A 26,732-nucleotide genomic window follows, 5' to 3' on the forward strand; every position below is an offset into this window, starting at 1 on the left:
CAGGATGCCCGGAAGGGCCAGTGACGGCATGGAGGAACAGCTGATCAGCGACGTCGGGCTGGACCGACGCCATCAGCTGGTCGCCTGCCTGGCCGGAGTCGGCGTGGCTCTTCCCGCACTTGCCTGGGGCTGGTCCACGGCCAGCGCCCTGCCCGTCCTGGGTGGGATCCTGCTGGCCTGTGTGGTCTTCGCCTGGTCCTCGCTGCTGCGGGTGAGGCTCAGCGTGGTCGGGGAAGGGCTGCGCCTGCGTGCAGGGATCTGGTCCGCCGAGATCGTCCCCTGGCAGGCGGTTCAGCAGATCCGCACCGGCGCCCGCACCCAGCTGATCGCCGTGTGGGGCCGGAAGTCCGAAGCCGAGGCCACGCAGTACCTCGTCGACGGGCCCACGCTGCGCATCGTCACCTCCGGACATGAGTATGTGGTCAGCGTGGAGGACTCTCGCGCCGCGATGCAGGAGCTGAGCGCCCACTGGCCGGGCGAACACACGTTGCGCACCCTTGACCCGCAGCAGAGGAGCACCTGATGGACGATCGACGCCGCTATGGTTCCACCCTGGGATCCTCGAGCGCCGGATCGGCGCACACCGGGCGGACACGACCCGGACTGCGCCGACGGCGCCGCGCGGTGGCGTTCGCAGCTCCGCTGCTGGGCGCCCTGCTGCTGTCCGGATGTGCGGGGGGAGGGGAGCAGGACGCCCCCGAACCTGATGAGGACCCGGTGACCACCGCACCGGGGCCCTCGCCGCAGGGTCCCGACGACGACGGCGCAGCCGATGAGACCCAGGGGCCCGATGACATGACCGATCCCGACGAGCCGGACTCCGACGTCGCCCAGACAGACCTTGAGGATAGCGGCGACGGCGACACCGGCGTCCCGGAGCCGACGCCGCAGCAGGTGGAGGAGACCCCCGAGCTCATCGAGGAGGTCCAGGCCACCTGGGAGGCCTACGAGGAGCTCTCCGAGACGGAGCTGGAGGTCATGTTCTACTCCGGGAACCTGAGCTGCTACGGGGTCCGCACGGTGGTCGAGGAGGACGCTGAGGAGGTCCGCATCGCCACGGTCTCCGGCCGACTGCCGGAGGCCGCCGACCAGCCCTGCACCCAGGAGGCCCTCTACGTCTCCGTGGTGGTGGAGCTGGAGGAGCCGCTCGGTGACCGTGAGGTCGTCGAGCTGCCGGACGTCGAGCTCAACTGACCGATCCTCCGTGGAGGAGCGGTCCTGGTGTCACCGTGCGCGGAAGCGGCCCCTGGATGACGGGCGTCTGGATGGCAGGCACCTGAATGAGGGAATGCTAGGCCCGGCTCAGCCGCCGGCGAAGGGCGGGAGCACGTCCACCTGATCCCCGGGTTTCAGCGGCGTGGTCTCCGCCGCGGCCCGCACCCCGTTGATCAGGAAGGAGCAGCGCGCCAGCACGCGGGGCAGCTGCTCGAGGCCCCCCGGGTGACCTGATTCCCCGGGCTCGCCGGGATCACCGGTGCCCACGGCATCGGGAAGTCGCGCCAGCACCGCGGCCAGCGACGTCGGCTCGGACAGTGTCAGGTCCAGCTCCTCGACGCCGGCGGCCTCGGCGGCCGCCGCGAAGAGACGCACGGTCAGGGTCCCGTCGGCGGTCGTGGTGACCGGGTCGTGCGGTGCGGTGGTCATCGGATCATCCTCCGATCGCCGACATCGAACGGCCCGGGCGGGTGAAGGAGTCCAGGTCGAAGCCGGGACGATCGGTGCCGTGCGCGGCCGGCTTGAGCCACATGGCCTCGGCCCAGCGGCGGGCCACGGCGTCGTCGTCGGCTGCCGGATCGCGCAGCAGGTGGGCCAGGTCGACCTCCTGGTGGGAGAACAGGCAACTCATCACCTTGCCCTCGGCGGTGATCCGGGTGCGACGGCAGTCCGCGCAGAACGGCTCGGTGACCGAGGCGATCACCCCGACCCGTCCCAGCGGCGTGCCGTCCAGGGCGAGCACCTCGAAACGTTCGGCCGGCGCGCCGGCGCGAGGCTCGGCATCGGGCTGCAGCTGGAACCGCTCGGAGAGCAGCGCCCTGGTCTGAGCGGCTGAGACCGTGCCTTCGCTGCGCCAGTTCTGGTCGCCGTCCAGCGGCATCTGTTCGATGAACCGCAGCTCGTAGCCCTGGGCGAGCGCCCAGGCCAGCAGATCGGGTGCCTCACGCTCGTTGATCCCGCGCATCAGCACCGCGTTGACCTTCAGCGGCGTCAGCCCTGCCGCTGCGGCGGCCTCCACTCCTCGCAGGACCTTGTCCAGCGAGTCTCGGCGGGTGAGCTGCGCGAAGGTCTCCGGGTGCAGCGAGTCCAGCGAGACGTTGACCCGGTCCAGGCCGGCCTCGACGAGCGCGGCGGCCTTGCGCTCGAGGCCGATGGCATTGGTGGTCATGGCGATCGGCAGGTCGGGGTGGTCGGCCCGGATCCCGGCGATGATCTCCAGCAGATCCGCCCGCACCAGCGGCTCGCCGCCGGTGAGGCGCAGCTCGCGCACCCCCAGGGTGTCCACGCCGATGCGCACCAGCCGGCGGATTTCCTCGGCGGTGAGTAGCTCGTCCTTGGAGAGCCAGGGCAGCCCGTCGGCAGGCATGCAGTAGGTGCAGCGCAGGTTGCACTTGTCGATCAGCGAGATGCGTAGATCCGTGGCGCGCCGGCCGAAGCGGTCCAGCAGCCCGCGGGCAGGATCAGCGTCCTCGGCCCCGGGCAGGGGCTGGCCGGGCCGGGCCGGCAGGCTCGGCATGCCCAGCGGCACACGGTGCGGCCCGTTCGCAGACGCCGGCACCTCAGTGTCCGAGGAGGGCTCCTGCGACTGGGCGCTCTCAAACTGCGCGCCCTCGGCGTCAGCGTTCCCAGCGGCCAGTTCCTCCATACCCCCATGCTACGGGTCCGAGTGTTTCTGTCGCATGACCCCAGGTCCGGCCCGCCGCATCGGCTGTGGACCGCCCTCCAGGCGGCTGGTGATCGTCCGACGGGGCGCCTGGGGCCGTGGAGAAGACGCCCATGTCACAGGCGGGTACTACACTCGCACCCATGGCGCCAGCACCAGCACCATCCCCGTCCGTCCCGGCCACCCGCCGCACCTCCGTGCCCGAACACGTGGAGAGACTCCGCGGTCTGCTGGCCGAAGCCCTGGAGGATCCGGCCCGCCCCCGCACGGAACGACGCCGGGTCACCGACTCCGGCCTGGTGGGCCGGGTGGCCGCCGTCGACGTCGAGGCTCCCGGCCCGCTGCCCAGCTTCGACAACTCCCAGATGGACGGCTTCGCCGTCCGCACCGAAGATCTGCGCACCCAGGCCCGCGGCGCAGCGGGCGAGAGCACCCTGCCCCTAGCGGGGGTGGTTCCGGCTGGCGCGGCGGCCCCTGAGCTTCCCCCCGGTGCGGTGCTCGCCGTGATGACTGGTGCACCCATCCCTGAGGGCGCAGACTGCGTGGTCCCGGTGGAGCGCACCACCGCAGGTCGCTTCGAGCAGATCCTGCCCGCACGCCCGGCACCCGGCGTCGCCGAGGACGCCGGGGACGCCTCACCGGCGCAGGTCACCTTCACCGGCCTGACCGAGGAGGACCTGCAGCCTGGCCGTTTCATCCGCCGCACCGGCTCCGACGTCCAGGCCGGGGACCGGGTCCTCAGCGTGGGAGACGTGCTCACTCCTTCCGTGCTGGGCCTGCTCGCCGCCCTCGGGCTGCCCGATGTGCGGATCCGTCCCCGAGCGCGCGCCCTGGTGCTCTCCACCGGGGACGAGGTGCGACAGCCCGGCAGCCCGTTGCAGCCGGGACAGCTGTACGACGCCGACACTCCGCTGCTCATCGCGGCCCTCGAGAGCTTCGGCGTCGACGTGCAGGCCGCCTCGGCCACGGCCGATGACGTCGAGATCTTCACCGACGTGGTCTGGGCCCTGTTGGCCGAGCATGACCCTCAGCTGCTGGTCACCGCCGGTGGAATCAGCGCCGGAGCCTTCGAAGTGGTCCGCCAGGGACTGGCGAGCCGCGGCGTGGAGTTCGGCTCCGTGGCGCAGCAGCCCGGGGGGCCCCAGGGCTGGGGACTGATCCCTGCACAGGGGCGCCAGCCCGCGGTGGCCGTGATCTGCCTGCCCGGCAATCCGGTCAGCTGCGCCGTGAGTTTGGAGACCCTGGTGCGCCCCGCGCTCGCAGAGCTCGACGCCGCATGCCCGCCCCCTCATCGGCTCACCGTACGGCTGGAGGAGGCGGTGGACTCGAAGCCGGGGGTCACCCAGTACCGGCGCGCGGTCTTCACGGCGCCGGAGGCTGAGGCCGCTGCGTCCGACCCGGAGCAGGGCCAGCCCGTTCCCGAGGTTCGGCTGGTGGGCGGGCCGAGCTCGCATCTGCTGGGCCATCTGGCCCGCGCCGACGTGCTTCTGGAACTGCACGAAGAGGACACCCACGTGGAGGCGGGTGCCGAACGTGAGGCCCTGCTGCTGACCGGAAGGACGTTGCCGTGACCGGAACTGAGACCAGGCCGGAACCCGGCTCCGCGGAGCCTCGCCCGTCGACCCCGACGCTGACCCATGTGCGCGAAGACGGCAGCGCACACATGGTGGACATCTCGGAGAAGGACGTCACCGCGCGCACAGCCCGTGCCCAGGCGGTGCTGCGCACCCGGGAGGCGGTCACGGCGCAGCTCGTCCAGGGGGCGCTGCCCAAGGGTGACGCCCTGGCCACCGCACGCATCGCGGGGATCATGGCGGCCAAACGCACCCATGAGCTCGTCCCCCTGTGTCACCCGCTGCCGCTGAGCAAGGTCACGGTGGATTTCGACGTCGACCAGCCCGAACCCGGCGAGGTGCTCATCACCGCCGAGGTCCGCACCACCTCCCGGACCGGGGTGGAGATGGAGGCCCTCACTGCTGTCTCCGTGGCGGGCCTGACCCTCTACGACATGATCAAGGCGGTGGACCGCGCCGCAGTGATCACCGACCAGCAGGTCATTCACAAGACCGGCGGACAACACGGAGAATGGACCAGACATGACTGACCCTCAGCATCCGTCGGCGGAGACTCCCGCCTACGACGACGATCGCACCCGCGAGAGGATCATCGCCCCGGTGATCGTCTCCACCCGCGCCGCCCAGGGTGTGCGCGAGGACCAGAGCGCGCCCATCATCGCAGAGTTCGCCGACTCGATCGACTTCGGCTGCCGGCCGCCGGTGATCATCCCGGACGGAGAGGGCGTGCTCGCCGCGATCTCCGAACTGCTGGTCCAGGTGGCGCCCGCCGTGATCATCACCTCCGGCGGCACCGGACTGACCCCGGACGACCTCACCCCGGAGTACACCCTCCCGCTGCTGGACAAGGAGATCCCCGGCATCATGGAGGCGGTGCGCGCCCACGGTCGGGCACATAACCCGCTGGCCGCCCTGAGCAGGGGAATGGCCGGCGTCGCCGAGGGCACGGTGATCGTGAATCTCCCGGGTTCGCCGAAGGCCGTCCGGGAGGGCATGCAGGTGCTGGTGGAGATCCTCCCGCACCTGTGTGACCAGGTCTCCGACCTCCGCAAGCACGACGAGTGGGGATCCCCAGGTGACCAGTGAACATGTCGGCACCCCCTCGCCCGAGGACGCGAGCCTCGCTCCGTTGACCCGGGAGGGCACCCCGCACCACGCCGGACCGGCCCCCGCCGCGCATCGACTCCTCCACGCCGCGCTCAGCGCAGAGCCGCTGGACCCGACCCGGGCTCACCACGAGGTCTGGGCGCCGACCGCCGGGGCCGTGGTCGACTTCGCCGGGATCGTCAGGGACCACGACGGCGGTCGCACCGTGGAACGCTTGAGCTACACCGCCCACCCCAGCGCCGAGGAAGCCCTGACCCGGGTGGCCCGGGAGGTCGCCGCAGCCCACCCCAGTGTGCGCATCTGGGCGGCCCACCGGGTCGGAGACCTGCACATCGGGGACCACGCGCTCGTCGTCGCCGTCGCCTCCGCGCACCGCGCGGAGGCCTTCGCCGCCTGCGCCGAACTGGTGGAGCAGATCAAGGCCCAGGTGCCCATCTGGAAGGAACAGTTCTTCGCCGACGGCGCCAAGGAATGGGTCGGCATCGACTGAGCCCTTCGGCGGCACCGCACATCATCGACTGCTCTGCGGCCCGGCACGATCCTGCCGAGGACCGGAGAGACGCCCCTGAGAGGACACTGCTCGTGAGCACCACCTTCACCCACGCCGAAACCTCCACGACCCGCCCCACCCTTCAGGGCCGGTTCGGCATGTCGGCCTCCACCCACTGGCTGGCCACGGCCGCTGCCCAGGCGGTGCTGGAGCGCGGCGGCAACGCCTTCGACGCCGCCACCGCCGGCGCCTTCGTGCTTCACGTCGTCGAACCCCATCTCAACGGCCCCGGCGGGGACATGACCGGAGTCTTCGTCGCGGCGAAGACCCCCGACTCGCCGCAGATCCTCATGGGGCAGGGTCCCGCCCCGGCAGGTGCCAGCATCGAGCACTATACGGGTCTCGGCCTGAGCACGGTCCCCGGGGCAGGCGCGCTGGCCGCCGCCGTGCCCGGTGCCGTCGACGCCTGGCTGGTGCTGCTGCGTGACCACGGCACCTGGGCGCTGGGCGAGGTGCTCGAGTTCGCCATCGACCTCGCAGTGCACGGTGCACCCGTGCTCGAGCGCGTCTCCGCCGCCATCCGCAGCGTGTCCGAGCTCTTCACCGAGCATTGGCCCACCTCGGCGGCCCTGTGGATGCCCGAGGGCCGGCCGCCCGCCCCGGGGTCGCTGATGCGCAACCCCGAGTACGCCGCCGTGCTGCGGGGACTCCTCGCCGCTGGCACCGAGGCTGAGGGCCGCACCGCGCAGATCGAGGCCGCCCGAGCTGAATGGAAGACCGGTCTGGTGGCGCAGAAGGCGGCTGAGTTCGCCGCGACCCCGCATCGCCACTCCGACGGCGGAGACCACGCCGGAGTCATCACCACGGAGGACTTCGCCGCCTTCGACGCCGGCTATGAGACTCCCGCCACCGTGGAGTTCCGCGGCCACACCATCGCCAAGACCGCGGCATGGGGCCAAGGGCCGATGCTGCTCCAGGTGCTGAAGATCCTGGAGGCCTATGCCGACGCGGACCTCGACCCGGGCACCGAGCGGGGCGCGCACCTGATCCTGGAGGCGCTCAAGCTCGCCCTCGCCGACCGTGACGCCCACTACGGCCACGAGGACCTCGACCTCGATCATCTGCTCTCCGAAGCCTACGTCGCAGCACGTCGGGAGCTCATCGCTGAGACCGCCAGCATCGAGTTCCGGCCGGGTGAGCTGCCGGGTCGCTCGACCGTGCTGCCTCCGCTGGAGGAGGCTGAGGAGGTCTCCGGCGGTGCTGGAGTCGGCGCCGGAGTGGGGGAACCCACTGTCAGCAGGCCGGGCGAGCAGACGGTGAAGGCGACGGGGGAGACCCGCGGGGACACCTGTCACATCGACGTGGTGGACCGCTGGGGGAACATGATCTCCGCGACCCCTTCGGGCGGCTGGCTGCAGTCCTCACCGACCATCCCTGGGCTCGGCTTCTGCCTGGGCACTCGGCTGCAGATGACCTGGTTGGACGAGCGGTCACCCTCGCGGCTGGAGCCCGGTCGCCGACCACGCACCACGCTCTCGCCGACGCTGGTGCTCAAGGACGGTCAGCCAATCATCGCACTGGGCACCCCCGGTGGCGACCAGCAGGACCAGTGGCAGCTGCCGATGCTGCTGCGCATGCTCGTCGGAGGTCATTCCCCGCAGCAGGCCATCGACGCGCCCACGCTGCACACCACCTCCTCGCCCGGTTCCTTCTGGCCCCGCACCTGGGAGCCCGGAGGTGCGGTCGTCGAGGACCGCCTGGGCGAGGAGGTCATCAGCGGGCTGGAACGTCGAGGGCATCGGATCACCCGTGCCGGGGACTGGTCGCTGGGCCGGCTCTCCTGCGTGACCCGTGACCCCGCCACCGGGCGGTTGAGCGCCGCGGCGAATCCGCGGGGAGCTCAGGGCTACGCCGCCGGGCGCTGAGCACCCGGGCAGAGCGTCACCGCAGCAGCTGGATCTGCCATTCGCCCAGCAGGTGGGTCATCCACAGCAGCCCGGCCCCAGCCACCGGCGCCGCCGTCACCAGCCAGGGCGGGACCCGCGCAACTGTGCCGGGCAGCACCGGCTCCGGACGGGCGAGACCCGCCTCAAGGATCACCGCTCCCGTGGCGGGGCGGCTGAAGTAGGTGACGTGCTCTGCCCACCACGGGCCCTCCGGATGAGGGGGCACATACCGGACACACACCTGGCCACGCCGGGTGTCGCCGTCGTCGCCCTCGCCGAGCCCGGAGTCGGGGGAACACTGCTCGCGATCCTCCGCCTGGATGCGTGTGGGGAACACCGTCCCCCAGGAGATCGGATCCAGCAGCGACTTCACGTGCCAGATCCGGCTCTGCGGCACCTGCCCCACGTCGTCGGGCCGCCGGCGCAGCCACCTGACCACCGCTGCGGTCAGCGCCCCGTAGAGCACCGCGGCCAGCACCACGACTGCGGCGCCGGAGAGCAGCACCCCGCCGGCCCCGTGGACGGAGACGCCGGGACCTCGCCCCGCCTCGGCGACGGCGTCGAGGCCGCGGGTCAGGGCCAGGTGCAGGAACGCCGGCCATGCCAGCACGAACGGCCACACCACCAGCGGCAGCCACGCGCTCGCCGCCACCACCCGCAGGGTGCTGAGCTGGTGCTCTCCTGAGCCGACCCACACGCAGCGCTCCGGTGCGGTGCGCAGCGCCACCCGACGGCTGAGCTCGGCGCCCTGGGAATGCCCGACCAGGGTGACCCGGTCCGCTCGTGCCGCCGCGGCCTCCACCAGACGGCGCAGGCGCGGCAGCACCGTGTCATCGAGGGCGGCGGAGCGGTAGAGCCACACGTCCCCGACCACCTCGACCAGCACATGATGGAGCCCTCGACGCCAGGGCGGGACGAGCCCGGCCAGCGGGAGCCCGATCAGCAGCACCAGGACGACCAGCGGTACCGCGGCGAGCATCGCGGCCGACGTCAGCAGCGCCGCCAGCCGGCGTCCGGCCCGCCCGACGGCGCCGACGCCGTCCGCGGCCTCCCGCCAGCGGTCGCCGCACCAACCTCCTGCGCCGCTGATCAGCGCGAACGGGGCGATCTCCAGGAGCCACAGCAGCACCACCCAGAATCGGGGCGTCCGGAGCCCGGAGTCCCACCAGCCGTCGTGGAACTCGGCGAGATAGGGCTCGTGGCCGGGAACCTCCACGCGAGCGCGATGGGTCAGTTCGGCCGGGGCGGCCGAGTCCACGGGGAGGTCGGTCAGCGAACCCCCGGCAGCCTCCGCGCCGCGCCGCACGGCGTCCCGGGTCTGCTCGGCGAGGTCCCCGGAGTCATGGACACCGATCCCGTGGACACAGACATACGCGGTGGTGCTGATCTGCGGGGTCGTGCTGCTCACCTGGCGGGGTCAGCCGCGGGCCTCGGCCCGCTGCATCTGAATGGCCTTGCGCATGGTCCTGCGGGCCCGTGCGCGGTCGGCGGCGACGTCGTAGGCCACCGAGAGGCGGAACCAGCTGCGCCAGTCTTCAGGGGTGGCCTCCGCCGCGGTGGCGTAGCGGCGGAACTGCTCGTCCGCCTGCTCGCGATTCGGCCGTCCGCCGGGCGAACGATCCACGGTGTCCTCGGGCAGCCCGCCCTCCTCCGCCAGGATGCGCCCCAGCCGCTCCGAGCCGAGGCCGAAGAGCAGCTCACGCAGCAGCACCCACACGCCCAAGGCGACCACCAGCACTGCACCGACGCCGATGAGCTTCGCGGCGGTCTCCTCGGCGGTGAGCAGCCGCCAGGCGTTGTAGCCGGCGGCACCCAGGAAGATGGTCAGCATCAGGATGACCAACGAGGTCCAGATCTTCGCCTTCATCGATGCCGCCTACAGGCCCAGGTCGAGGTAGCCGTCGAGCCCGTGGGTGAGCCCGGGCCGTGAGGCCACAGTGCGCAGGCCCAGCAGCACTCCGGGCATGAAGGAGGCACGGTCGAAGGAATCATGCCGGAGGGTCAGCTGCTCACCTGCGGATCCGAGCAGCACCTCTTGGTGGGCCACCAGCCCGCGCAGGCGCACGGCATGGACATGGACGTCCTCCACCGTGGCGCCGCGGGCGCCGTCGGGGTCCTGGGTGGTCGCGTCGGGAGAGGGGGCGACCCCGGCCTCGCGCCGGGCGCGGCCCATCAGCTGCGCGGTCCGTGCTGCGGTGCCGGAGGGGGCGTCCACCTTGTCCGGGTGGTGCAGCTCGATGATCTCCGCTGATTCGAAGTACCGGGCGGCCTTCGCGGCGAACGCGGTGGCCAGCACCGAGCCCAGCGCGAAGTTCGGGGCGATCAGCACGCCGGTATCGGGATGCTGGGCCAGCAGCGCCTGGAGGCGTCCCAGCCGTTCGTCGTCCCAGCCGGTGGTGCCGACCACGGCGTGGATCCCGTGCTCCACGGCGAAGCGGACGTTCTCCTCGGTGGCGTCCGGGACGCTGAGGTCCACGATGTGCGTGGCGCCGGACTCCCGCACCAGGTCCAGGGAGTCGCTCCGTCCCAGCCGGGCGACCAGCTCCATGTCCTCCGCGCCGTCGACGGCGCTCACCGCTTCGGTGCCCATGCGCCCTCGGGCGCCGAGCACCGCCACACGAATCTCAGCTTGGCTCATGGTCCCCAGCGTATCGTTCGGCGGGGACACGGCATGACCCCCGGGGACGTCGTGACGGCTCATTGCGGCCGGCGTCCGGCCACACCGACTCCGGCGGCGTGGGTCACCGCCTCCAGGGGGCCGCGGCGTCCCAGCAGCTGCTGCAGCGTCCCGCCGGCCAGCGCCGCCAGCACGAGCGACACCATGATCTCCGTGGAGCCGATCGCGTCGGTGTGGAGCAGGCCGCCCTCGTCGCGCCAGAGGTGCAGCACCACCAGATGCCCCACATAGAGGGTCAACGGCATAGCCCCGGCGCCCACCACCGGTGCGGCCAGCCGGCCCAGCCGGTCAGTCACCAGCAGGCACACCCCCAGCACCAGCAGGGAGGTCCCCACGGTGTGCAGCACATCCATCGAGGTCCCGGAATGCGGGGTGGCGAGCAGGAACCAGCGGTCGTCCTCGATGATCGGCAGCAGGGTGCCGGTCTGCAGCTCTCCACGCACCTCCGGCTCGGGCAGCCCCGAGGTCCTGGCCAGATCCGAGACCACCTCGCTGGTGACCAGCGTGAGCTGACCCACCAGCCAGCTGGAGGCGGCCAGCAGAGCCCCGACGACGGCCAGCCGCACCGCCACCGCCGTCTCGGTCAGGCGCAGCCGCCCGACGGCCATGCCGGTGAACAGGTACGCCGGCCAGATGAGCAGCGGGTAGTAGCCCGTCACCGCGAGGTCCATGGCGAGCAGCTCAGGCTGGAGCAGGTCGGCGAAACCGGGGGAGTGCCACAGCCGCCAGGTCACGGCGAACCCCTCGATGTCCTCGGCGAGCCCGGTGTAGACCCAGCGGAAGGCGAGCGGCGCGAGCAGCACCCACCCGGCGGCCAGACCCAGCAGCGGCTTCACGCCCAGGGACAGGAACGGCAGGGCCAGGAGGAACAGCACCCCGTAGTGGACCAGGATGATCGCCACGGAGGTCTCCAGGGCCGCGACGGCGAGACCGACGACCAGGATCAGCAGGGCCCGGACGGCCACCACCTTCCGGTTCCAGACCACCCGCTCCCGTGAGCCCGCGCCGGCGGCACCGCCGCTGAGCAGCGCCAGTCCGACGCCGGCCAGCAGGGCGAACAGCGCCGAGGGACGGCCGGTGAACAGCCAGCCGGCGAGCGTCGGATCGCCGGTGAACTCGTCGGTGGTGCTGATGACATGCACGGTCATCATGCCCAGGAGCGCGAGGCAGCGTGCGGCGTCGACGCCGGAGATGCGTGAGGTGCGCCTGGTGGGGCCGCGACGCGGCGACGCACCGGCGGTGCTGGGGCTGTCCACAGACGGTAGGCTACTGCCCATGGCGAGCGACAACGAGCTGACACACGAGTTCGACCTCCACCTCACTGAGGGCGAGGTCAAGCACCCGGACCAGACTGACCCGTTCTTCGGGCATCTCATCACTGCGATGGTCACGCCCTTCACCAAGGATGACCGGGTCGACTACGACGCCTTCGAGGCGCTCGCCGTGAAGCTCGTGGACGAGGGCAACGACTCGCTCGTGGTCTCCGGGACGACGGGGGAGACGTCCACGCTGGAGGACCATGAGAAGGAAGGGCTGGTCCGGGCCGCGAAGTCCGCCGTCGGCGACCGGGCGAAGGTCATCGCCGGCACCAGCACCAACCACACCTCCCACGATCTGGAGATGGCCCGGCGCGCCGAGCGCGCCGGCGCCGACGGGCAGCTGGTGGTCACCCCGTACTACAACAAGCCCAGCCAGGACGGCGTGCTGGCCCACTATCAGGCGGTCGCCGATGCTGCGGACCTGCCGCTGATGATCTATGACATCCCCGGACGCTCCGGGATCGCCATCGAGACCGAGACGATCCTCAGGCTCGCCGAGCACCCGCACATCATGTCGCTCAAGGACGCCAAGAACGACATCACCGCCACCACCGAGGTGCTCACCAAGACCGAGCTGGAGGTCTACTCCGGCGACGACCAGAACGTGCTGGCCTGGATGGCCATGGGTGCGGTCGGCGTCGTCTCGGTGACCTCCCACGTAGCCTGCCCGCACTTCCGCCGGATGATCGACGCGCTGCTGAACTATGACCTCAAGGAGGCCCGCATCGTCCACGGCGAGCTCGGCCCGGTCATCCGCGGCATGATGACCCGGGTCCAGGGTGCGGTCTCCTCGAAGCTGGTGCTCGACTGGCTGGGCTTCCCGATCAACGCCGACGTGCGCCTGCCGCTGGTCCAGGCCAACGCCCATGAGAAGGAACTCGTGCTCGCGGACCTCCGTGAGGCCGGCTGGAACCTCTGAACGGTCGTCCGACCGGCCGGCGCAGGTTGACAGCTGCTCGTTCTAGGTGGCGGAGCCATCCAGGACGTACGCTCGATGACAGACTCTGACATATCCGACACACCCGACCCAGGAGGTCCACCACCTTGGCACCACAGCGCCTGATCACCCCGCCCAAGCTGAAACCGGGCACGATGCGCATCGTGCCCCTGGGCGGGCTTGGAGAAGTCGGGCGCAACATGGCGGTCTTCGAGATCGACGGCAAGCTCCTCATCGTCGACTGCGGTGTGCTCTTCCCCGAGGAGGAGCAGCCCGGCGTGGACCTGATCCTGCCGGACTTCAGCTACATCGAGGACCGGCTGGACGACGTCGTCGGCGTGGTGCTCACCCACGGGCACGAGGACCACATCGGGGCCGTGCCGTACCTGCTGCGCCGGAAGCCGGACATCCCGCTGATCGGTTCCACCCTGACCCTGGCCTTCATCGAGGCGAAGCTGGCCGAGCACCGGATCAAGCCCTACACCCTCGAGGTCACGGAGGGCGACGTCGAGGAGTTCGGCCCCTTCGAGTGCGAGTTCGTGGCGGTCAACCACTCCATCCCGGATGCGCTGGCCGTGTTCATCCGCACCGAGGCCGGCAGCGTCCTGCACACCGGTGACTTCAAGATGGACCAGCTTCCGCTGGACGGCCGGATCACCGACCTGCGCCACTTCGCCAAGCTGGGCGAGGAGGGCGTGGACCTGTTCCTGACCGACTCCACCAACGCCGACGTCCCCGGCTTCACCACCCCGGAGAAGGAGATCGGTCCGACCCTGGACCAGCTCTTCGGGACCTCCAGCCGGCGGATCATCGTCGCCTCCTTCTCCTCCCATGTCCACCGTGTCCAGCAGGTGCTCGACGCCGCCCACGCGCACAACCGCAAGGTGGCCTTCGTGGGGCGCTCGATGGTGCGCAACATGGGCATCGCCTCGAAGCTGGGCTACCTGGACGTGCCGGAGGGCATCCTGGTGGACATGAAGAAGGTGGACAACTACCCGGACTCCGAGGTGGTCCTGATGTCCACCGGGTCACAGGGTGAACCGATGGCCGCGCTCTCGCGCATGGCCAACGGCGACCACCAGATCCAGGTGGGGGCGGGTGACACCGTCATCCTGGCCTCCTCCCTGATCCCGGGCAATGAGAACGCGGTCTTCCGGGTGATCAACGGGCTGCTCAAGCTCGGCACCGATGTCATCCACAAGGGCACGGCCAAGGTCCACGTCTCCGGGCACGCCTCGGCCGGCGAGCTGCTCTACTGCTACAACATCGTGCGGCCGAAGAACGTGATGCCGGTGCACGGGGAGACCCGTCACCTGATCGCCAACGGCAAGCTGGCTGTGGAGACCGGCCTGGACCCCGAGCGGGTGCTGCAGTGCGAGGACGGCTCCGTGGTGGACCTGCGCGACGGCGTCGCGCGTGTCACCGGTCAGATCGAGTGCGGCTACGTCTACGTGGACGGCTCCTCCGTCGGAGAGATCACCGACGCCGACCTCAAGGACCGCCGCACCCTCGGCGAGGAGGGCTTCATCTCGGTGGTGACCGTGGTGAACAGGCAGACCGGGCAGATCGTCTCCGGCCCCGACATCCACGCCCGCGGCGTCGCCGAGGAGGACAAGGTCTTCAAGGAGATCAAGGCGAAGATCGCCCGGGCGCTCACCGAGGCCATCCAGGAGAACCGGGAGCACACCACACACCAGCTGCAGCAGATCGTGCGCCGCACGATCGGCTCGTGGGTCAGCCGCAAGCTGCGCCGCAAGCCGATGATCGTCCCGGTGATCGTCGAGACCTGATCCGCACCGCGGGAACTCCGGAGGGCAGGGGCGCCGGGCGCCCCTGCCCTCCGGTGTTCCCGGGGCGATTCGGCCCAAAGGTGTGGCCATCACGCTGATCGGGGCGCGCTCGCGGTAAGTTGGCTGGCATGGCGACACGTACTTCCCCCTCGCGCGCCGCCAGCACGGACGGACGAAAGAAGAAGTCCGCCTCAGCTGCTGCCAGCCGCGCGAAGACGTCGAAGAAGAGCTCCACCACCGCCCAGGACCCCGAACGGGGCAACCTGGCGGCCTCCGCCCTGCGCGGCCTCTGGATGGCCTTCGCCACTCCGGTGGCCTCCGCGATCCGCGGAATGGGCCGTCAGGTGAAGGTGCACCCCGAGGACCGTCGTGACGGCGCCGCGCTGGTGTTCATCCTGCTGGCGCTGGTCACCGCCGTCGTCGACTGGTGGGGTGTGCGCCAGCACGACCACTGGAGCATCGCCGTCGTGCACAACGGCACGGCGGGCACCTTCGGCTGGGCCTCGGCCCTGCTGCCCGTGGTGCTGCTGATCACCGCGGTGCGCTACATCCGTCATCCTCAGGAGCATGAGGGCAACGGCCGTGTCGCCATCGGTCTGACCCTCATCCTCTGCTCCGCGGCGGGCCTGGCCCACCTGGCCCACGGCATGCCCGCGCTCAACGCCGCCTTCGAATCGATGCTCGCCTCCGGGGGGATCATCGGCTACCTGGCCACCGTGCCGCTGGCCAGCCTCATCACCCCCTACCCGGTGTGGGCGATCCTCTCCCTGGTGCTGCTCGCCGGGATCCTGGTCCTCACCGACACCCCCCTGCGCCGCATCCCGCAGCGTGTCGCCGTGGCCAAGGGGTACCTGGTGGGCGAACGGCCCGAGCCGCTGCCCGAGACCAAGCCGCTGGCCGAGGAGGCTTCCGAGGACAAGAGCGCCCGGAAGCCACGCCGCTCCCGTGCCCAGCAGGCCGCACCGGCTGAGGAGGCCGAGATCTTCGAGGACTCTGAGGAGCGCCCGAAGAAGGGCCTGCTCTCCCGGATCCTCGGCACCAGGAGCGCCGGCGAGGCCCAGGAGGGGGAGCAGTTCGGCTCCGACTCGTCAGCCGACGAGGCCTCCATGGCGCAGGCCGGCGACGGCGCCTACGACAGCCCCGTCCTCGAAGAGGGCACCACGCCCGCCGCACCGGCCGTGCCTCCGGGCGTGCGACGCCCCACCGCCCAGGAGCTGGCCATCCAGCGTGCCCGTGGGAAGGCCGCCGAGTCCGGGCAGGCGCCCGGGACCGCAGGTCAGGAGGACGCCGCCTCCGAGGGTGCGCGCGTGCAGCCGGCGCCGCAGCCTGCTGCCGCTCACGCCCCTCAGCCGGCCGCCGTCAGTCCGACCGCGGCACCGGCCGAGACCCCGGCTCCTGCCTCGGCCCTGCCGGTGCGTTCGGAACAGCTCGAGCTGGCCGGAGACGTCACCTACACCCTGCCCGATCAGGCCATCCTGCCCTCCGGCCCGCCGCCGAAGGAGCACACCTCGGCCAACGACGAGATCGTCGAGGCCCTGAACCAGACCTTCTTCCAGTTCAAGGTCGACGCCCGGGTCACCGGCTTCTCCCGCGGTCCGACGGTCACCCGCTATGAGGTGGAGCTGACTCCGGGCACCAAGGTGGAGAAGGTCACCTCGCTGGAGAAGAACATCTCCCTGGCCGTGGCCTCGAACGAGGTCCGCATCCTCAGTCCCATCCCGGGCAAGTCGGCCATCGGCATCGAGATCCCGAACAAGGACAAGGAAGTCGTGGCCCTGGGCGACGTCCTGCGCTCCAACGCGGCGCGCAAGACCGAGCACCCGATGGTGATGGGCGTGGGCAAGGACATCGAGGGCGGCTATGTGGTGGCCAACCTGGCGAAGATGCCCCACCTGCTGGTGGCCGGAGCCACCGGTGCCGGAAAGTCAGCCTTCGTGAACTCGATGGTCACCTCGGTGCTCATGCGTGCCACCCCGGACGAGGTCCGCATGGTGATGGTGGATCCCAAGCGTGTGGAGCTCACCGCCTACGAGGGCGTGCCCCACCTGGTGACGCCCATCATCACCGAGCCGAAGAAGGCCGCGGAGGCGCTGCAGTGGGTGGTCAAGGAGATGGACAACCGCTACGACGACCTCGCCCACTTCGGCTACAAGCACGTCGACGACTTCAACAAGGCTGTGCGGGCCGGGAAGATCCAGCTGCCGCCGGACTCCAAACGGGACCTGCGGCCCTACCCGTACCTGCTGGTGATCGTCGATGAGCTCGCCGATCTGATGATGGTCGCCCCGCGCGACGTCGAGGACTCCATCGTCCGCATCACTCAGCTGGCCCGTGCCGCGGGCATCCACCTGGTGCTGGCCACCCAGCGCCCCTCGGTGAACGTGGTCACCGGCCTGATCAAGGCCAATGTGCCCTCCCGGATGGCCTTCGCGACCTCCTCGGCCACCGACTCCCGCGTGGTGCTGGACTCGGTGGGCGCGGAGAAGCTGCTCGGCCAGGGTGACGCCCTGTTCCTGCCGATGGGCATGAACAAGCCGATGCGTGTGCAGGGCGCCTGGGTCAACGAGTCCGAGGTCCACTCGGTGGTCGAGCATGTGAAGTCCCAGCTGAAGGCGCAGTACCGTGAGGACGCCGTCGCCGCCATGGAGCCGAAGAAGCGGGAGATCGACGCCGACATCGGTGACGACCTGGACCTGCTCCTGCAGGCCACCGAACTGGTGGTCACCACTCAGTTCGGCTCCACCTCGATGCTGCAGCGCAAGCTGCGCGTGGGCTTCGCCAAGGCAGGGCGGCTGATGGACCTGATGGAGTCCCGCGGCGTCGTGGGGCCCTCGGAGGGATCCAAGGCGCGCGATGTGCTGGTCGCCCCGGAGGAACTTCCCGGAGTGCTGGCGACCCTCCGTGGGGAGGAGCCTCCCACCGCGGCACCGTCCGAGGATCCTCCCGAAGCCTACGAGGGCGCCCCGGTGGACCTCGAGCCGGCGGCCGGCGTCGCGACCGGCATCCCTGCCGAGACCGGGCCCACGCAGGCCGCTCCGCAGCAGCCTGCCCAGGTCAGCGAGCAGGCCCGTCCGGCGAGCACCGAGCATGCGGCGACCGGCCCTGTGCGGCCGCAGCCCGGCCGGGGAGCGCCGCCCGCCGGGGGATCCACGATGTCCGGGCTGAGCTCGGCCGATCTGATCGCGCGGGACCTGGCCGAGCGCACTGCCGCGCTCCCCGAGGCGAGGGACTATCATGACGGGCACGACTCCACCGCCGCGGAGGACGCCTGGCAGCTCACCGGACGGTGACCTGTCGGGCGCCAGTCCCGGGCCTGCCTCCCGACCCGCCGAGAAGAGGAGCCGCGTGAGCTCGTCCACCCCAGATCAGCCGAACCCCGAAGAACCGCCGCCGGTGCTGAACATCGCCAACGCGCTCACGATGCTGCGCATCGTGCTGGTGCCGCTGTTCGTCTGGTTCCTGCTGCTCGACGCCGCTCCCGGTGCCGAGGGCGGGCTGGAGGCGACCAACGGCGGCTGGCGCTGGGCCGCGGCAGGCCTGTTCGCCGCGGCCATGATCACCGACAAGATCGACGGAGACCTGGCCCGCGCGCGGAACCTCGTCACCGACTTCGGCAAGATCGCCGATCCCATCGCGGACAAGCTGCTCATCGGCGGTGGTCTGGTGATGCTCTCCGTGCTGGGCGAGCTGCCCTGGTGGGTGACCATCGTCATCCTGGCCCGGGAGCTGGGAGTCACGGTGCTGCGCATGGTGGTCATCCGATACGGCGTCATCCCCGCCTCCCGGGGAGGCAAGCTCAAGACCGTGCTGCAGGCGGCAGGGCTGCAGCTGATGCTGCTCCCGCTGGTGGTCATCGCCGGCTGGCTGGCCGACGTCGCATTCTGGATCGTGATGGCGGCCCTGGTCGTCACCGTGCTCACCGGCGTCGACTACGTGCTCTCGGCACTGCGGCTCCGTCGCGCGGCGCGCTGAGCCCTGACAGCCGAGATCTGAGACCGAGACCCCTAGGAGGCCCAGTTCATGGCCCGAGGAGAGCCGGACGCCCCAGAAGGCAGCCGCGGGGAGACCGCCGGAGGCGTCGAGGCCCATCGGCAGGAGCCCGAACCCGTACGTGCCCACCGCCCCGACCCGGACGTGGCCCATGAGCGGTGGACCCAGGACGGCCAGGACATCTCCGGCGAGGCCGGGCAGATCGCGGACGCGGCCGAGCGGCGCACCGATCCTGTGGAGATCATCCAACGTTGCGCCCATCGCGGGCTCACCCTGGCCACGGCCGAGTCGCTGACCGCCGGCTCGCTGGCGGCCCGCCTGGCCGACGTCCCCGGTGCTTCTGCGGCGCTGCGCGGCGGAGTGATCGCGTACTGCAATGCGGTGAAACAGAGACTGCTGGGGGTGGACGAGGATCTGCTGGAGTCCCGTGGCGCCGTCGACCCCGCCGTCGCGGCGTCCATGGCTCGCGGGGCGGCCTCGGCGACCGGCTCCGTGCTGGGGGTCTCCACCACCGGCGTCGCGGGTCCGGAGCCTCATGAGGGCAAGGAGGTCGGCACCGTGTACGTGGGGCTGGCCTGCAGGAAGTCCGCCGCCCAGCGGTTCGGGCTGCGGCTGCCCGAGGCCTGCGAGGTCGACGATCATGAGTCCTCCGCCGAAGGGGCGCCCGACACGGAGGAGGACTGGATCTCGGGTGCGGTGCTGCTCGATCTCGACGGTGACCGGGCCGCCATCCGGGACGCTTCGGTGGAGGCAGCGCTTAAACTGGTGGAGGAGCTTCTGCTCACAGAACCTCCAGGATTCAACGATCCCCGCTAGAGTGGGGAACAAAATCCGGGAGGATCGGGTTATCCCCCGGTGAAGCGTCTGCATCGCACCGTTTCTGGTGAGGGCCAGCACCTGACCGAGGGGCAGACGCATGAGGGCCATCGGAGTCCACGAAGGAGAAAGTCCATGGTGAGACAGCCAGTCACCGTCAACGGCATCACCCGTTGGAAAGACCTGGACCTCGACGCCGCACCGGCGGCCGAGTCCAAGGAGGCCAAGGCTGTGGTCCTGCGCCAGGAGATCGGAGATGTCCTGCGCAGCATCCGGCAGGCCGAAGGTCGCACGCTGCGTGACGTCTCGCACGGCGCGCGCGTCTCGCTGGGCTACCTGTCCGAGGTCGAACGCGGACAGAAGGAAGCCTCGTCCGAGCTGTTGGCCTCGATCTGCGCCGCGCTCGACGTGCCGCTCTCGGCGATGCTGGGCCAGGTGGCCGAGCGCGTCGCAGCGGCTGAAGGGCTGCATGTGCCGGACACCGTGCCCACCGAGTTCCAGCGCGAGTTCGGCCACGGCGTGGTGCCCGACGGCATCCCCGAGGAGTTCACCCAGGAGGAGTTCGCCCGCAGCTGCGGCTGAACCGATCAGAACGTCCGCGCACGGAGGGCCGTCCCATCGCGGGAGGGCCCTCCGCCGTGTGTGCGCGGGGGTGTCCGAGGTCTGCGCCTCGACCCTTTAGACTGAAGTGCATGGATACGCCCGAGCGCCCTGCCCTGGTCCGCGAGCTGGAGCGTGAGTTCAACCGGCTCTTCGTACGTCGTCGGTTCAACGCCCTGCAGCTCGCCCGTCGGATCGACCCGGAGATCGAACCTGCCTCCTATTCGGTGCTGGCCACCCTGCAGAACGAAGGCCCCGCGCGGATGACCTCCATCGCGCGGCATCTGGGGATCGGCAAGCCCACGCTCTCCCGGCAGCTGACCACTCTGGTCTCTCGCGGGTGGGTCAGCAAGGAGACCGATCCCGCCGACGGCCGGGCCCAGACCGTCTCGCTGACCGCGGAGGGTCGTGAGCGCCTCGAGACCGCTCAGCAGGAGCGTGCTGACCGCTACCTGATGATGCTCCAGGCCTGGAGCCAGGACGAGATCGAGACCCTCAGCACCCTGGTCGCCAAGCTGAACCGCACCTATGCGGAGCATGACCCGGCCGGCCCGGGTCTGCCCAGATCAGACCAGGATCCGCAGGGCAGCGCCCAGCCCTCCGCCGGGGATGGCGCCGCCATCGGAGACGAATGAGCGCCACCCGGTGCTCGTGAGATGTGACGACACCTGCGCGGCGCGCCGCCGCCGGAGAGGACGCTGTTCATGCAGCTGAGCAGATTCTGGTTCCTCATGGAGGGTGAGTTCGGCTCCGGCTATGCGCGCGTGCTGGCGGGCTCGCTCGTGCTCAGCGGCTATCAGAAGACGGCCTCCGAAGCCCTCGAGGCCGGAGTGAGGCCGCGCGACGTCTGGGATGCGGTCTGCGATCAGCAGGAGGTCCCCGAGACGCGGCGGCTCGGCCGAGACATTCCACCGAAGCGCTGAGCTGCACGCTCTCGGAGAGACGGCGACACGCGCATGCTCTTCGAAGCTATGTTCGAGGCCCTGGGGTAATGTTCTCCACAGAAGGTGTCGCATACAGAGTCCGCCACGCCCGACGGTCCACAGCTCAACGCCGCGCGCAGAGACGTGTCAGAGGTGGTGCGTAGTGTCGGAGGCGTCATCACGGCACCGCATCGCACCGGTGCGAGACAACCAGCACAGACGACGTCACAGAGGTGAACCATGGCAGTCAGCCCAGACCGGGAGAAGTCGCTCGAAGCGGCCCTGGCCCAGATCGACAAGCAGTACGGCAAGGGATCGGTGATGCGGCTCGGGGATGAGACCCGAGCCCCGATCGAGACCATCTCCACTTCGTCCATCGCCATGGATGCCGCGCTCGGCATCGGTGGCTTCCCTCGCGGACGAGTCGTCGAGATCTATGGCCCGGAGTCCTCCGGCAAGACCACCGTGGCGCTGCATGCGGTGGCCAATGCACAGAAGAACGGCGGCATCGCGGCGTTCATCGACGCGGAGCACGCCCTGGATCCCACCTACGCCGAGAAGCTGGGGGTGGACACCGACGCCCTGCTGGTCTCCCAGCCGGACACCGGTGAGCAGGCCCTGGAGATCATGGACATGCTGGTCTCCTCGGGGTCGCTGGACATCGTCGTCATCGACTCCGTGGCCGCACTCGTGCCGCGCGCCGAGATCGAGGGCGAAATGGGCGACAGCCACGTCGGCCTGCAGGCCCGGCTGATGTCCCAGGCGCTGCGCAAGATCGCCGGGCGGCTGTCCCAGACCAAGACCACCGCCATCTTCATCAACCAGCTTCGGGAGAAGATCGGAGTGTTCTTCGGTTCACCGGAGACGACCTCCGGCGGCAAGGCGCTGAAGTTCTACTCCTCGGTCCGGGTGGACGTGCGCCGCATCGAGACCCTCAAGGAGGGGACGAACGCGGTCGGCAACCGCACCCGCGCCAAGATCGTGAAGAACAAGATGGCCCCGCCGTTCAAGCAGGCCGAGTTCGACATCCTCTATGGCGAGGGGATCTCTCGTGAAGGCGGGCTGATCGACGTCGGCGTGGAGAACGGTCTGGTGAAGAAGTCCGGCGCCTGGTTCACTTATGACGGTGATCAGCTGGGTCAGGGCAAGGAGAAGGCGCGTCACTTCCTCAAGGACAATCCGGACCTCGCCGATGAGATCGAGCGTCGGATCCGGGAGAAGCTGGGCATCATCGGCCCGCCGTCCGAGGAGGACGGCCCCTCGCTGAAGGCCGTCGACGGCCCCGCCTGAGCTGACAGATGAGTGCCAGCGAGGATCCCGCGTCCGCACCTCAGACCGAGGACCACCAGCGGGACACCATCGATGCGTTGAAGGAGGCCCTCGCCCGGATCGAGGCGGGGGACTCGCCGTCGTCCTTTGATCCGGCAGAGGAGTCCGCCCCCGTCGGGTCTGGGTCGGCGACGGCTCCGGCGTCAGGCTCCCCGGCGGAGCCTCCTCTGTCCCTGGGCACGGAGGCTCCCGATGAAGGGGACGAGCGTGACCGGGCGCGGAATCTGGTGCTGCGCAAGCTCACCGGCTCCGCCAAGAGCCGCCACCAGCTGGCTGAGGCGCTCCGTGAGAAGGAGTTCTCCCAGGAGGTCATCACGTCGGTGCTGGACCGCCTGGAAGAGGTCCAGCTGATCGATGACGCCGCCTTCGCCCGGATGTGGATCCGCACCCGCCACGAGACCCGCGGTCTCGGACGCAGCGCGCTGCGTCGGGAGCTCAAGGACCGCGGCATCGCCGAGGAGACGGCCGAGGAGGCCCTGGAGCAGCTCAGCGACGCTGATGAGGCCTCGGCCGCCAGGGAACTGATCGCCAAGAAGATGCGTGGGGTGACCGTGCCGCCGGGGCAGGACGCCGCCGCCCGCAAGGAGCGGGAGAAGCACACTCGCCGCCTGGTGTCCATGCTCGCGCGGCGCGGCCACAGCCCCGGTGCGGCGTTCCAGCTGGTCCGTGAAGCGCTGGATGAGCACACCGCCGGTGGTGCGGGCGTGTGAACCCGCCACCGCGGGGGCGTAGAATTGACCGGCACCGCGGGTCACACCGCGCCCGAGTCCGAGACTGCCCCCGTGAGATCTGCGAGCGTGACGATGACCGAGACGACCCTGGACCGCACACAGCCGGCGTCGGCCCGCGAGCCCTCGGGCGAGCAGCCGGGGAAGGTCCGCACCTACGACGTGCGCACCTTCGGCTGCCAGATGAACGTCCACGACTCCGAACGCATCTCCGGGCTCCTGGAGAACGCCGGCTACATCGCCGCGGAGGAGCACGCCACTCCGGACCTCGTCGTCTTCAACACCTGCGCAGTGCGGGAGAACGCGGACAACAAGCTCTACGGGCACCTCGGAAACCTGCGCGCCACCAAGCGTGACCACGAGGGCATGCAGATCGCAGTCGGCGGCTGTCTGGCACAGAAGGACCAGAACGCGGTGCTGGAGAAGGCCCCGTGGGTCGACGTCGTGTTCGGGACCCACAACATCGGCTCGCTGCCGACGCTGCTGGAACGCTCCCGGCACAACCAGGACGCGCAGATCGAGATCCTGGAGTCCCTGGAGACCTTCCCCTCCACACTTCCCACCAAGCGTGATGCGGTCTACTCCGGCTGGGTGTCCATCTCCGTGGGCTGCAACAACACCTGCACGTTCTGCATCGTGCCCTCGCTGCGAGGCAAGGAACGTGACCGGCGGCCCGGCGAGATCCTCGCCGAGGTGCAGGCGCTGGTCGAGGACGGAGCCGTGGAGGTGACCCTGCTCGGGCAGAACGTGAACACCTACGGGGTCGAATTCGGTGACCGTGGGGCCTTTGCGAAGCTGCTGCGCGCCTGCGGGGAGATCGAGGGCCTCGAACGCGTCCGCTTCACCAGTCCGCACCCGGCCTCCTTCACCGACGACGTCATCGACGCCATGGCGGAGACGCCCAACGTGATGCCGCAGCTGCACATGCCGCTGCAGTCCGGCTCGGACACCGTGCTGAAGTCCATGCGACGGTCGTACCGGTCCAAGAAGTTCCTCGGGATCCTGGACAAGGTCCGCGCACGGATGCCGCACGCGGCCGTCACCACTGACATCATCGTGGGCTTTCCCGGCGAGACCGAGGAAGACTTCCAGGACACCATGCGCGTGGTCGAGGCATCCCGCTTCTGCTCCGCCTTCACCTTCCAGTACTCGGCCCGCCCCGGCACACCGGCGGCCACCATGGAGGACCAGATCCCCAAGCAGGTGGTCCAGGAGCGCTTCGAGCGACTGATCGCGCTGCAGAACCGCATCACCGCGGAGGAGAACCAGCGGCAGATCGGCACCGTGCAGGAGCTGCTGGTCACCGCAGACTCCGGGTCCAAGGGGTCAGAGACGGGACGACGCTCCGGCCGGGCCCCGGACAACCGTCTGGTGCACTTCTCCGTGCCCACCGGCGCACCGGAGCCACGCCCGGGGGACTTCGTGACCGTGTCCATCACCGACGCGGGCTCCTATCACCTGCTGGCCGATCCGACGTCCGTCGACGAGTTCAGGCTGCGGCGTTCCCGGGCCGGCGACGCCTGGGACCGCGCACAGGCCGAGTCCTGCGGCGTGGGCACGACGCAGGTGGGCGGGGAGCAGCCCGGGGCCGTCTCCCTGGGCATGCCGACGCTGCGCCCGAACGGCTGAGCCCGTGGCCGCCGCGCAGTCGGAGCTGCCGCTGATCGTCGTCGTCGGCGCCACCGCCACCGGCAAGTCGGCGCTCGGCGTGGAGCTGGCCCATCGACTCGGCGGAGAGGTCGTCAATGCTGACTCCATGCAGCTCTACCGAGGAATGGACATCGGGACCGCCAAGGTGACCGACGAGGAGCGCCGCGGGGTGACGCATCACCTGCTCGACGTCCTCGATGTCACCCAGGAGGCCTCGGTGGCCGTCTACCGGCAGCGGGCCCGAGAGATCATTGCTGAGATCCGGGGACGCGGCCGAGTGCCTGTGCTGGTCGGAGGGTCCGGGCTCTACGTGCGGGCCGTCATCGACTCCATCGAGTTCCCGCCCACTGACCCGCAGGTGCGCAGTGTGCTCACCCAGCGTCTCGAGGACGCCGGGTCGGATCCGCTGCGGGAGGAGCTGCGGGAGGTCGATCCCGAGTCGGCAGCCGCCATCCAGGATGACCGCCGTCTGGTCCGGGCCCTGGAGGTCGTTCGGCTGACCGGACGCAGCTTCTCCTCCTTCATGCCGCAGCGGCTCCACGAGCCCCAGCTGGAACCGGTGCGGCAGATCGGTCTGCGCATGCCCCGCGCTCTGCTTCGCGAGCGCATCGAGACGCGCGTGCAGCGGATGGCTGCCGGCGGGCTGCTCGAGGAGGTCCGCACACTGGCCCTCGCCGGGCTGCGCGAGGGTCGGACGGCCTCCCGGGCCATCGGATATCAGCAGTTCCTCGCCGTCCTGGATGGTCAGCTCACCCAGAGTGAGGCGATCGAGGAGACCGTGGCCTCCACCCGACGCTTCGCGAAGCGCCAGGACACCTGGTTTCGCGCCGATCCTCGAATCAGCTGGCTGGATGTGGACATGGACGCCGAGGACGTCGTCGGGGAGCTGGCGGAGCGGGCACAGGTCACGTTGCAGGAAGCGGAGCGCAGCCCCAGACGTTGAACCTCACCGGAACTGATCCCACCCATCCCATGCTCAGGAAGGCATCCACCGTGGCCCATCACCTCTCCGCACTCGACGCGCTGAGCGGCGCCCGATTCACCAAGGCCCACGCGACGGGCAATGACTTCGTGATGCTCTCCGACCCTGACGGCTCACTGGAGATCACGCCTGGGGCCGTCCGTGCCCTGTGCGATCGCCACCAGGGGATCGGAGGCGACGGGCTGATCCGTGCGGTGCCCGCTCGGCTCGCCGCGGAGACGCGGCAGCTGCTCGAGGAGGAGGACCAGCTCTCCGACGCCGAGGCCGAGATGCTCTGGTTCATGGACTATTGGAACGCCGACGGGTCGGTGGCGGAGATGTGCGGCAACGGGGTGCGCGCCTTCGCGAACTTCCTGATCTCCGAAGGCCTCGTGGAGCTCGCCGAGGGGGAGGAGCTGCCCCTGGTCACCCGGGCAGGCATGCGCACGGTGCGCCGAGTCCCCGAGGGCTATGCCATCGGCATGGGCATCTGGTCCTTCATCGACCCGGAGCTCGCCCAGGCCAACGCCTCGGATTCCCTGGTCATCGCCCAGGGGCTCACTGATCCGCGCCCGGCGCTGAGCATCTCCTTGGGCAACCCCCACACGGTGGTGGCACTGCCGGAGGAGGAGGTCCTGGAGGCCCTGGAACTCCATGCGGCGCCGCAGGTGGATCCGGTGCCCCCGCAGGGCACCAATGTGGAGTTCGTGGTCCCCTCAGATCCGCTGGTGGTCGACGGCGAGGGGCAGGTGCGCATGCGCGTGCACGAACGCGGGGTCGGCGAGACGCTGTCCTGCGGCACCGGAGCCTGTGCGGCCGCCGCCGCAGTGCGGGTCTGGGCCGCCGAGGACGGAGTCGACACGTGGACCGTCCAGGTGCCCGGAGGTGAGGTCCGCGTGCGTTTCCTGGCCCGGCAGGACGGTGCCGAGGACGTGGAGCTCTCCGGCCCGGCGGAGAACGTCTTCGCCGGCACCCTCGCCTGAACGGGCGCGGCCTGCAGGGCTCGGGGACGGTTCA

General features: G+C 70.3%; 26 protein-coding genes. 20 read left to right on the forward strand and 6 right to left on the reverse strand.

The features are described 5' to 3' along the window. Positions 1-28: 28 nt before the first annotated feature. The gene (locus HNR09_RS12810) at positions 29-523 is read left to right on the forward strand and encodes a hypothetical protein (RefSeq protein WP_179542400.1); all 495 of its coding nucleotides are present in this window, start codon (positions 29-31) and stop codon (positions 521-523) included. Continuing rightward, positions 523-1,194: a hypothetical protein gene (locus HNR09_RS12815; RefSeq protein WP_179542401.1), complete on the forward strand. Its 672-nt coding sequence runs from the start codon at positions 523-525 to the stop codon at positions 1,192-1,194. Before HNR09_RS12810 ends, HNR09_RS12815 begins: the two co-directional genes overlap by 1 nt. Before the next feature lie 108 nt (positions 1,195-1,302). Here the strand turns inward: HNR09_RS12815 and HNR09_RS12820 are convergent, their stop codons facing one another. Together HNR09_RS12820 and moaA are read right to left on the reverse strand one after the other, a co-directional pair. After that, a complete protein-coding gene (locus tag HNR09_RS12820) occupies positions 1,303-1,644 on the reverse strand; it encodes a MoaD/ThiS family protein (protein WP_246348833.1) in 342 nt (113 codons plus the stop codon). 4 nt (positions 1,645-1,648) lie between these two features. After that, positions 1,649-2,731, reverse strand: coding sequence for a GTP 3',8-cyclase MoaA (moaA, locus tag HNR09_RS12825; RefSeq protein ID WP_179543190.1), 1,083 nt, complete (start codon positions 2,729-2,731; stop codon positions 1,649-1,651). A 290-nt stretch (positions 2,732-3,021) separates the two neighbouring features. On the opposite strand from moaA, the gene HNR09_RS12830 reads away from it, so the two are divergent. From HNR09_RS12830 to HNR09_RS12850, 5 genes are all read left to right on the forward strand, one after another. Further along, a complete protein-coding gene (locus tag HNR09_RS12830; protein ID WP_179542402.1) occupies positions 3,022-4,449 on the forward strand; it encodes a molybdopterin molybdotransferase MoeA in 1,428 nt (475 codons plus the stop codon). Positions 4,450-4,541: 92 nt separating this feature from the next. Next, positions 4,542-4,982, forward strand: coding sequence for a cyclic pyranopterin monophosphate synthase MoaC (moaC, locus tag HNR09_RS12835; protein ID WP_179543191.1), 441 nt, complete (start codon positions 4,542-4,544; stop codon positions 4,980-4,982). Continuing rightward, entirely contained in the window at positions 4,975-5,538 is a 564-nt protein-coding gene (locus HNR09_RS12840; RefSeq protein ID WP_179542403.1) for a MogA/MoaB family molybdenum cofactor biosynthesis protein, read from the forward strand. The genes moaC and HNR09_RS12840 overlap by 8 nt, the downstream gene beginning before the upstream one ends. 43 nt (positions 5,539-5,581) lie before the next feature. Then, entirely contained in the window at positions 5,582-6,049 is a 468-nt protein-coding gene (locus HNR09_RS12845) for a molybdenum cofactor biosynthesis protein MoaE (RefSeq protein WP_179543192.1), read from the forward strand. Positions 6,050-6,207: 158 nt separating this feature from the next. After that, on the forward strand, positions 6,208-7,974 hold the full coding sequence (locus HNR09_RS12850; protein ID WP_246349273.1) for a gamma-glutamyltransferase family protein: 1,767 nt from the start codon (positions 6,208-6,210) through the stop codon (positions 7,972-7,974). Positions 7,975-7,990: 16 nt separating this feature from the next. On the opposite strand, the gene HNR09_RS12855 is transcribed toward HNR09_RS12850, so the two are convergent. From HNR09_RS12855 to HNR09_RS12870, 4 genes are read right to left on the reverse strand one after another with little or no spacing between them, the layout of a single operon-like run. Then, positions 7,991-9,403 (reverse strand): hypothetical protein, encoded by a 1,413-nt coding sequence (locus HNR09_RS12855; RefSeq protein ID WP_179542405.1) that lies wholly within the window; start codon positions 9,401-9,403, stop codon positions 7,991-7,993. Positions 9,404-9,412: 9 nt separating this feature from the next. Continuing rightward, complete coding sequence (locus HNR09_RS12860; protein WP_179542406.1) at positions 9,413-9,862, reverse strand: hypothetical protein; 450 nt, start codon at positions 9,860-9,862, stop codon at positions 9,413-9,415. A 9-nt stretch (positions 9,863-9,871) separates the two neighbouring features. After that, positions 9,872-10,633, reverse strand: a complete 762-nt coding sequence (gene dapB, locus HNR09_RS12865; RefSeq protein ID WP_179542407.1) for a 4-hydroxy-tetrahydrodipicolinate reductase — start codon at positions 10,631-10,633, stop codon at positions 9,872-9,874. 59 nt (positions 10,634-10,692) lie between these two features. Then, positions 10,693-11,928: a heparan-alpha-glucosaminide N-acetyltransferase domain-containing protein gene (locus tag HNR09_RS12870; protein ID WP_179542408.1), complete on the reverse strand. Its 1,236-nt coding sequence runs from the start codon at positions 11,926-11,928 to the stop codon at positions 10,693-10,695. 19 nt (positions 11,929-11,947) lie between these two features. Between HNR09_RS12870 and dapA the strand changes: the two genes are divergently transcribed. From dapA to dapF, 13 genes are all read left to right on the forward strand, one after another. Continuing rightward, positions 11,948-12,910: a 4-hydroxy-tetrahydrodipicolinate synthase gene (gene dapA, locus HNR09_RS12875; protein WP_179542409.1), complete on the forward strand. Its 963-nt coding sequence runs from the start codon at positions 11,948-11,950 to the stop codon at positions 12,908-12,910. Between the two features lie 173 nt (positions 12,911-13,083). Further along, entirely contained in the window at positions 13,084-14,718 is a 1,635-nt protein-coding gene (locus HNR09_RS12880; RefSeq protein WP_179543193.1) for a ribonuclease J, read from the forward strand. Between the two features lie 128 nt (positions 14,719-14,846). Further along, positions 14,847-18,008 (forward strand): FtsK/SpoIIIE family DNA translocase, encoded by a 3,162-nt coding sequence (locus HNR09_RS12885; protein WP_179542410.1) that lies wholly within the window; start codon positions 14,847-14,849, stop codon positions 18,006-18,008. Between the two features lie 55 nt (positions 18,009-18,063). Next, positions 18,064-18,690 carry a CDP-diacylglycerol--glycerol-3-phosphate 3-phosphatidyltransferase gene (gene pgsA / locus HNR09_RS12890; protein ID WP_343047546.1) on the forward strand — a complete coding sequence of 209 codons (627 nt, stop codon included), beginning with the start codon at positions 18,064-18,066 and terminating at the stop codon, positions 18,688-18,690. Positions 18,691-18,738: 48 nt separating this feature from the next. Continuing rightward, a complete protein-coding gene (locus tag HNR09_RS12895; protein ID WP_179542412.1) occupies positions 18,739-19,524 on the forward strand; it encodes a nicotinamide-nucleotide amidohydrolase family protein in 786 nt (261 codons plus the stop codon). A gap of 135 nt (positions 19,525-19,659) precedes the next feature. Next, entirely contained in the window at positions 19,660-20,106 is a 447-nt protein-coding gene (locus HNR09_RS12900; protein WP_179542413.1) for a helix-turn-helix domain-containing protein, read from the forward strand. A gap of 110 nt (positions 20,107-20,216) precedes the next feature. Next, a complete protein-coding gene (locus HNR09_RS12905; RefSeq protein WP_179542414.1) occupies positions 20,217-20,759 on the forward strand; it encodes a MarR family winged helix-turn-helix transcriptional regulator in 543 nt (180 codons plus the stop codon). Positions 20,760-20,828: 69 nt separating this feature from the next. Next, positions 20,829-21,047 (forward strand): DUF3046 domain-containing protein, encoded by a 219-nt coding sequence (locus HNR09_RS12910; RefSeq protein WP_179542415.1) that lies wholly within the window; start codon positions 20,829-20,831, stop codon positions 21,045-21,047. Between the two features lie 240 nt (positions 21,048-21,287). Further along, a complete protein-coding gene (gene recA, locus HNR09_RS12915; RefSeq protein WP_179542416.1) occupies positions 21,288-22,337 on the forward strand; it encodes a recombinase RecA in 1,050 nt (349 codons plus the stop codon). Positions 22,338-22,345: 8 nt separating this feature from the next. Then, positions 22,346-23,086 (forward strand): regulatory protein RecX, encoded by a 741-nt coding sequence (locus HNR09_RS12920; protein ID WP_179542417.1) that lies wholly within the window; start codon positions 22,346-22,348, stop codon positions 23,084-23,086. 93 nt (positions 23,087-23,179) lie between these two features. Then, complete coding sequence (gene miaB, locus HNR09_RS12925) at positions 23,180-24,733, forward strand: tRNA (N6-isopentenyl adenosine(37)-C2)-methylthiotransferase MiaB (protein ID WP_179543194.1); 1,554 nt, start codon at positions 23,180-23,182, stop codon at positions 24,731-24,733. A gap of 4 nt (positions 24,734-24,737) precedes the next feature. Continuing rightward, positions 24,738-25,697 (forward strand): tRNA (adenosine(37)-N6)-dimethylallyltransferase MiaA, encoded by a 960-nt coding sequence (gene miaA / locus HNR09_RS12930; RefSeq protein WP_179542418.1) that lies wholly within the window; start codon positions 24,738-24,740, stop codon positions 25,695-25,697. Between the two features lie 29 nt (positions 25,698-25,726). Next, positions 25,727-26,698, forward strand: a complete 972-nt coding sequence (gene dapF, locus HNR09_RS12935; protein ID WP_179542419.1) for a diaminopimelate epimerase — start codon at positions 25,727-25,729, stop codon at positions 26,696-26,698. Positions 26,699-26,732 lie beyond the last annotated feature (34 nt).

The sequence above is a fragment of the Nesterenkonia xinjiangensis genome (assembly GCF_013410745.1).
GTDB classification, from domain to species: Bacteria; Actinomycetota; Actinomycetes; order Actinomycetales; family Micrococcaceae; genus Nesterenkonia; species Nesterenkonia xinjiangensis.

What these genes read in the sequence shown, in the direction of transcription:
- HNR09_RS12895 (WP_179542412.1), top strand. Translation starts at nt 18,739, where the DNA reads ATGGCCCGAGGAGAGCCGGACGCCCCAGAAGGCAGCCGCGGGGAGACC.
- HNR09_RS12840 (WP_179542403.1), top strand. Translation starts at nt 4,975, where the DNA reads ATGACTGACCCTCAGCATCCGTCGGCGGAGACTCCCGCCTACGACGAC.
- HNR09_RS12880 (WP_179543193.1), top strand. Translation starts at nt 13,084, where the DNA reads ATGCGCATCGTGCCCCTGGGCGGGCTTGGAGAAGTCGGGCGCAACATG.
- HNR09_RS12860 (WP_179542406.1), bottom strand. Translation starts at nt 9,862, where the DNA reads ATGAAGGCGAAGATCTGGACCTCGTTGGTCATCCTGATGCTGACCATC.
- moaC (WP_179543191.1), top strand. Translation starts at nt 4,542, where the DNA reads ATGGTGGACATCTCGGAGAAGGACGTCACCGCGCGCACAGCCCGTGCC.
- dapA (WP_179542409.1), top strand. Translation starts at nt 11,948, where the DNA reads ATGGCGAGCGACAACGAGCTGACACACGAGTTCGACCTCCACCTCACT.
- HNR09_RS12900 (WP_179542413.1), top strand. Translation starts at nt 19,660, where the DNA reads ATGGTGAGACAGCCAGTCACCGTCAACGGCATCACCCGTTGGAAAGAC.
- HNR09_RS12815 (WP_179542401.1), top strand. Translation starts at nt 523, where the DNA reads ATGGACGATCGACGCCGCTATGGTTCCACCCTGGGATCCTCGAGCGCC.
- HNR09_RS12810 (WP_179542400.1), top strand. Translation starts at nt 29, where the DNA reads ATGGAGGAACAGCTGATCAGCGACGTCGGGCTGGACCGACGCCATCAG.
- miaB (WP_179543194.1), top strand. Translation starts at nt 23,180, where the DNA reads ATGACCGAGACGACCCTGGACCGCACACAGCCGGCGTCGGCCCGCGAG.
- HNR09_RS12885 (WP_179542410.1), top strand. Translation starts at nt 14,847, where the DNA reads ATGGCGACACGTACTTCCCCCTCGCGCGCCGCCAGCACGGACGGACGA.
- HNR09_RS12850 (WP_246349273.1), top strand. Translation starts at nt 6,208, where the DNA reads ATGTCGGCCTCCACCCACTGGCTGGCCACGGCCGCTGCCCAGGCGGTG.
- HNR09_RS12910 (WP_179542415.1), top strand. Translation starts at nt 20,829, where the DNA reads ATGCAGCTGAGCAGATTCTGGTTCCTCATGGAGGGTGAGTTCGGCTCC.
- dapB (WP_179542407.1), bottom strand. Translation starts at nt 10,633, where the DNA reads ATGAGCCAAGCTGAGATTCGTGTGGCGGTGCTCGGCGCCCGAGGGCGC.
- HNR09_RS12820 (WP_246348833.1), bottom strand. Translation starts at nt 1,644, where the DNA reads ATGACCACCGCACCGCACGACCCGGTCACCACGACCGCCGACGGGACC.
- HNR09_RS12830 (WP_179542402.1), top strand. Translation starts at nt 3,022, where the DNA reads ATGGCGCCAGCACCAGCACCATCCCCGTCCGTCCCGGCCACCCGCCGC.
- recA (WP_179542416.1), top strand. Translation starts at nt 21,288, where the DNA reads ATGGCAGTCAGCCCAGACCGGGAGAAGTCGCTCGAAGCGGCCCTGGCC.
- HNR09_RS12905 (WP_179542414.1), top strand. Translation starts at nt 20,217, where the DNA reads ATGGATACGCCCGAGCGCCCTGCCCTGGTCCGCGAGCTGGAGCGTGAG.
- HNR09_RS12920 (WP_179542417.1), top strand. Translation starts at nt 22,346, where the DNA reads ATGAGTGCCAGCGAGGATCCCGCGTCCGCACCTCAGACCGAGGACCAC.
- moaA (WP_179543190.1), bottom strand. Translation starts at nt 2,731, where the DNA reads ATGCCGAGCCTGCCGGCCCGGCCCGGCCAGCCCCTGCCCGGGGCCGAG.
- dapF (WP_179542419.1), top strand. Translation starts at nt 25,727, where the DNA reads ATGCTCAGGAAGGCATCCACCGTGGCCCATCACCTCTCCGCACTCGAC.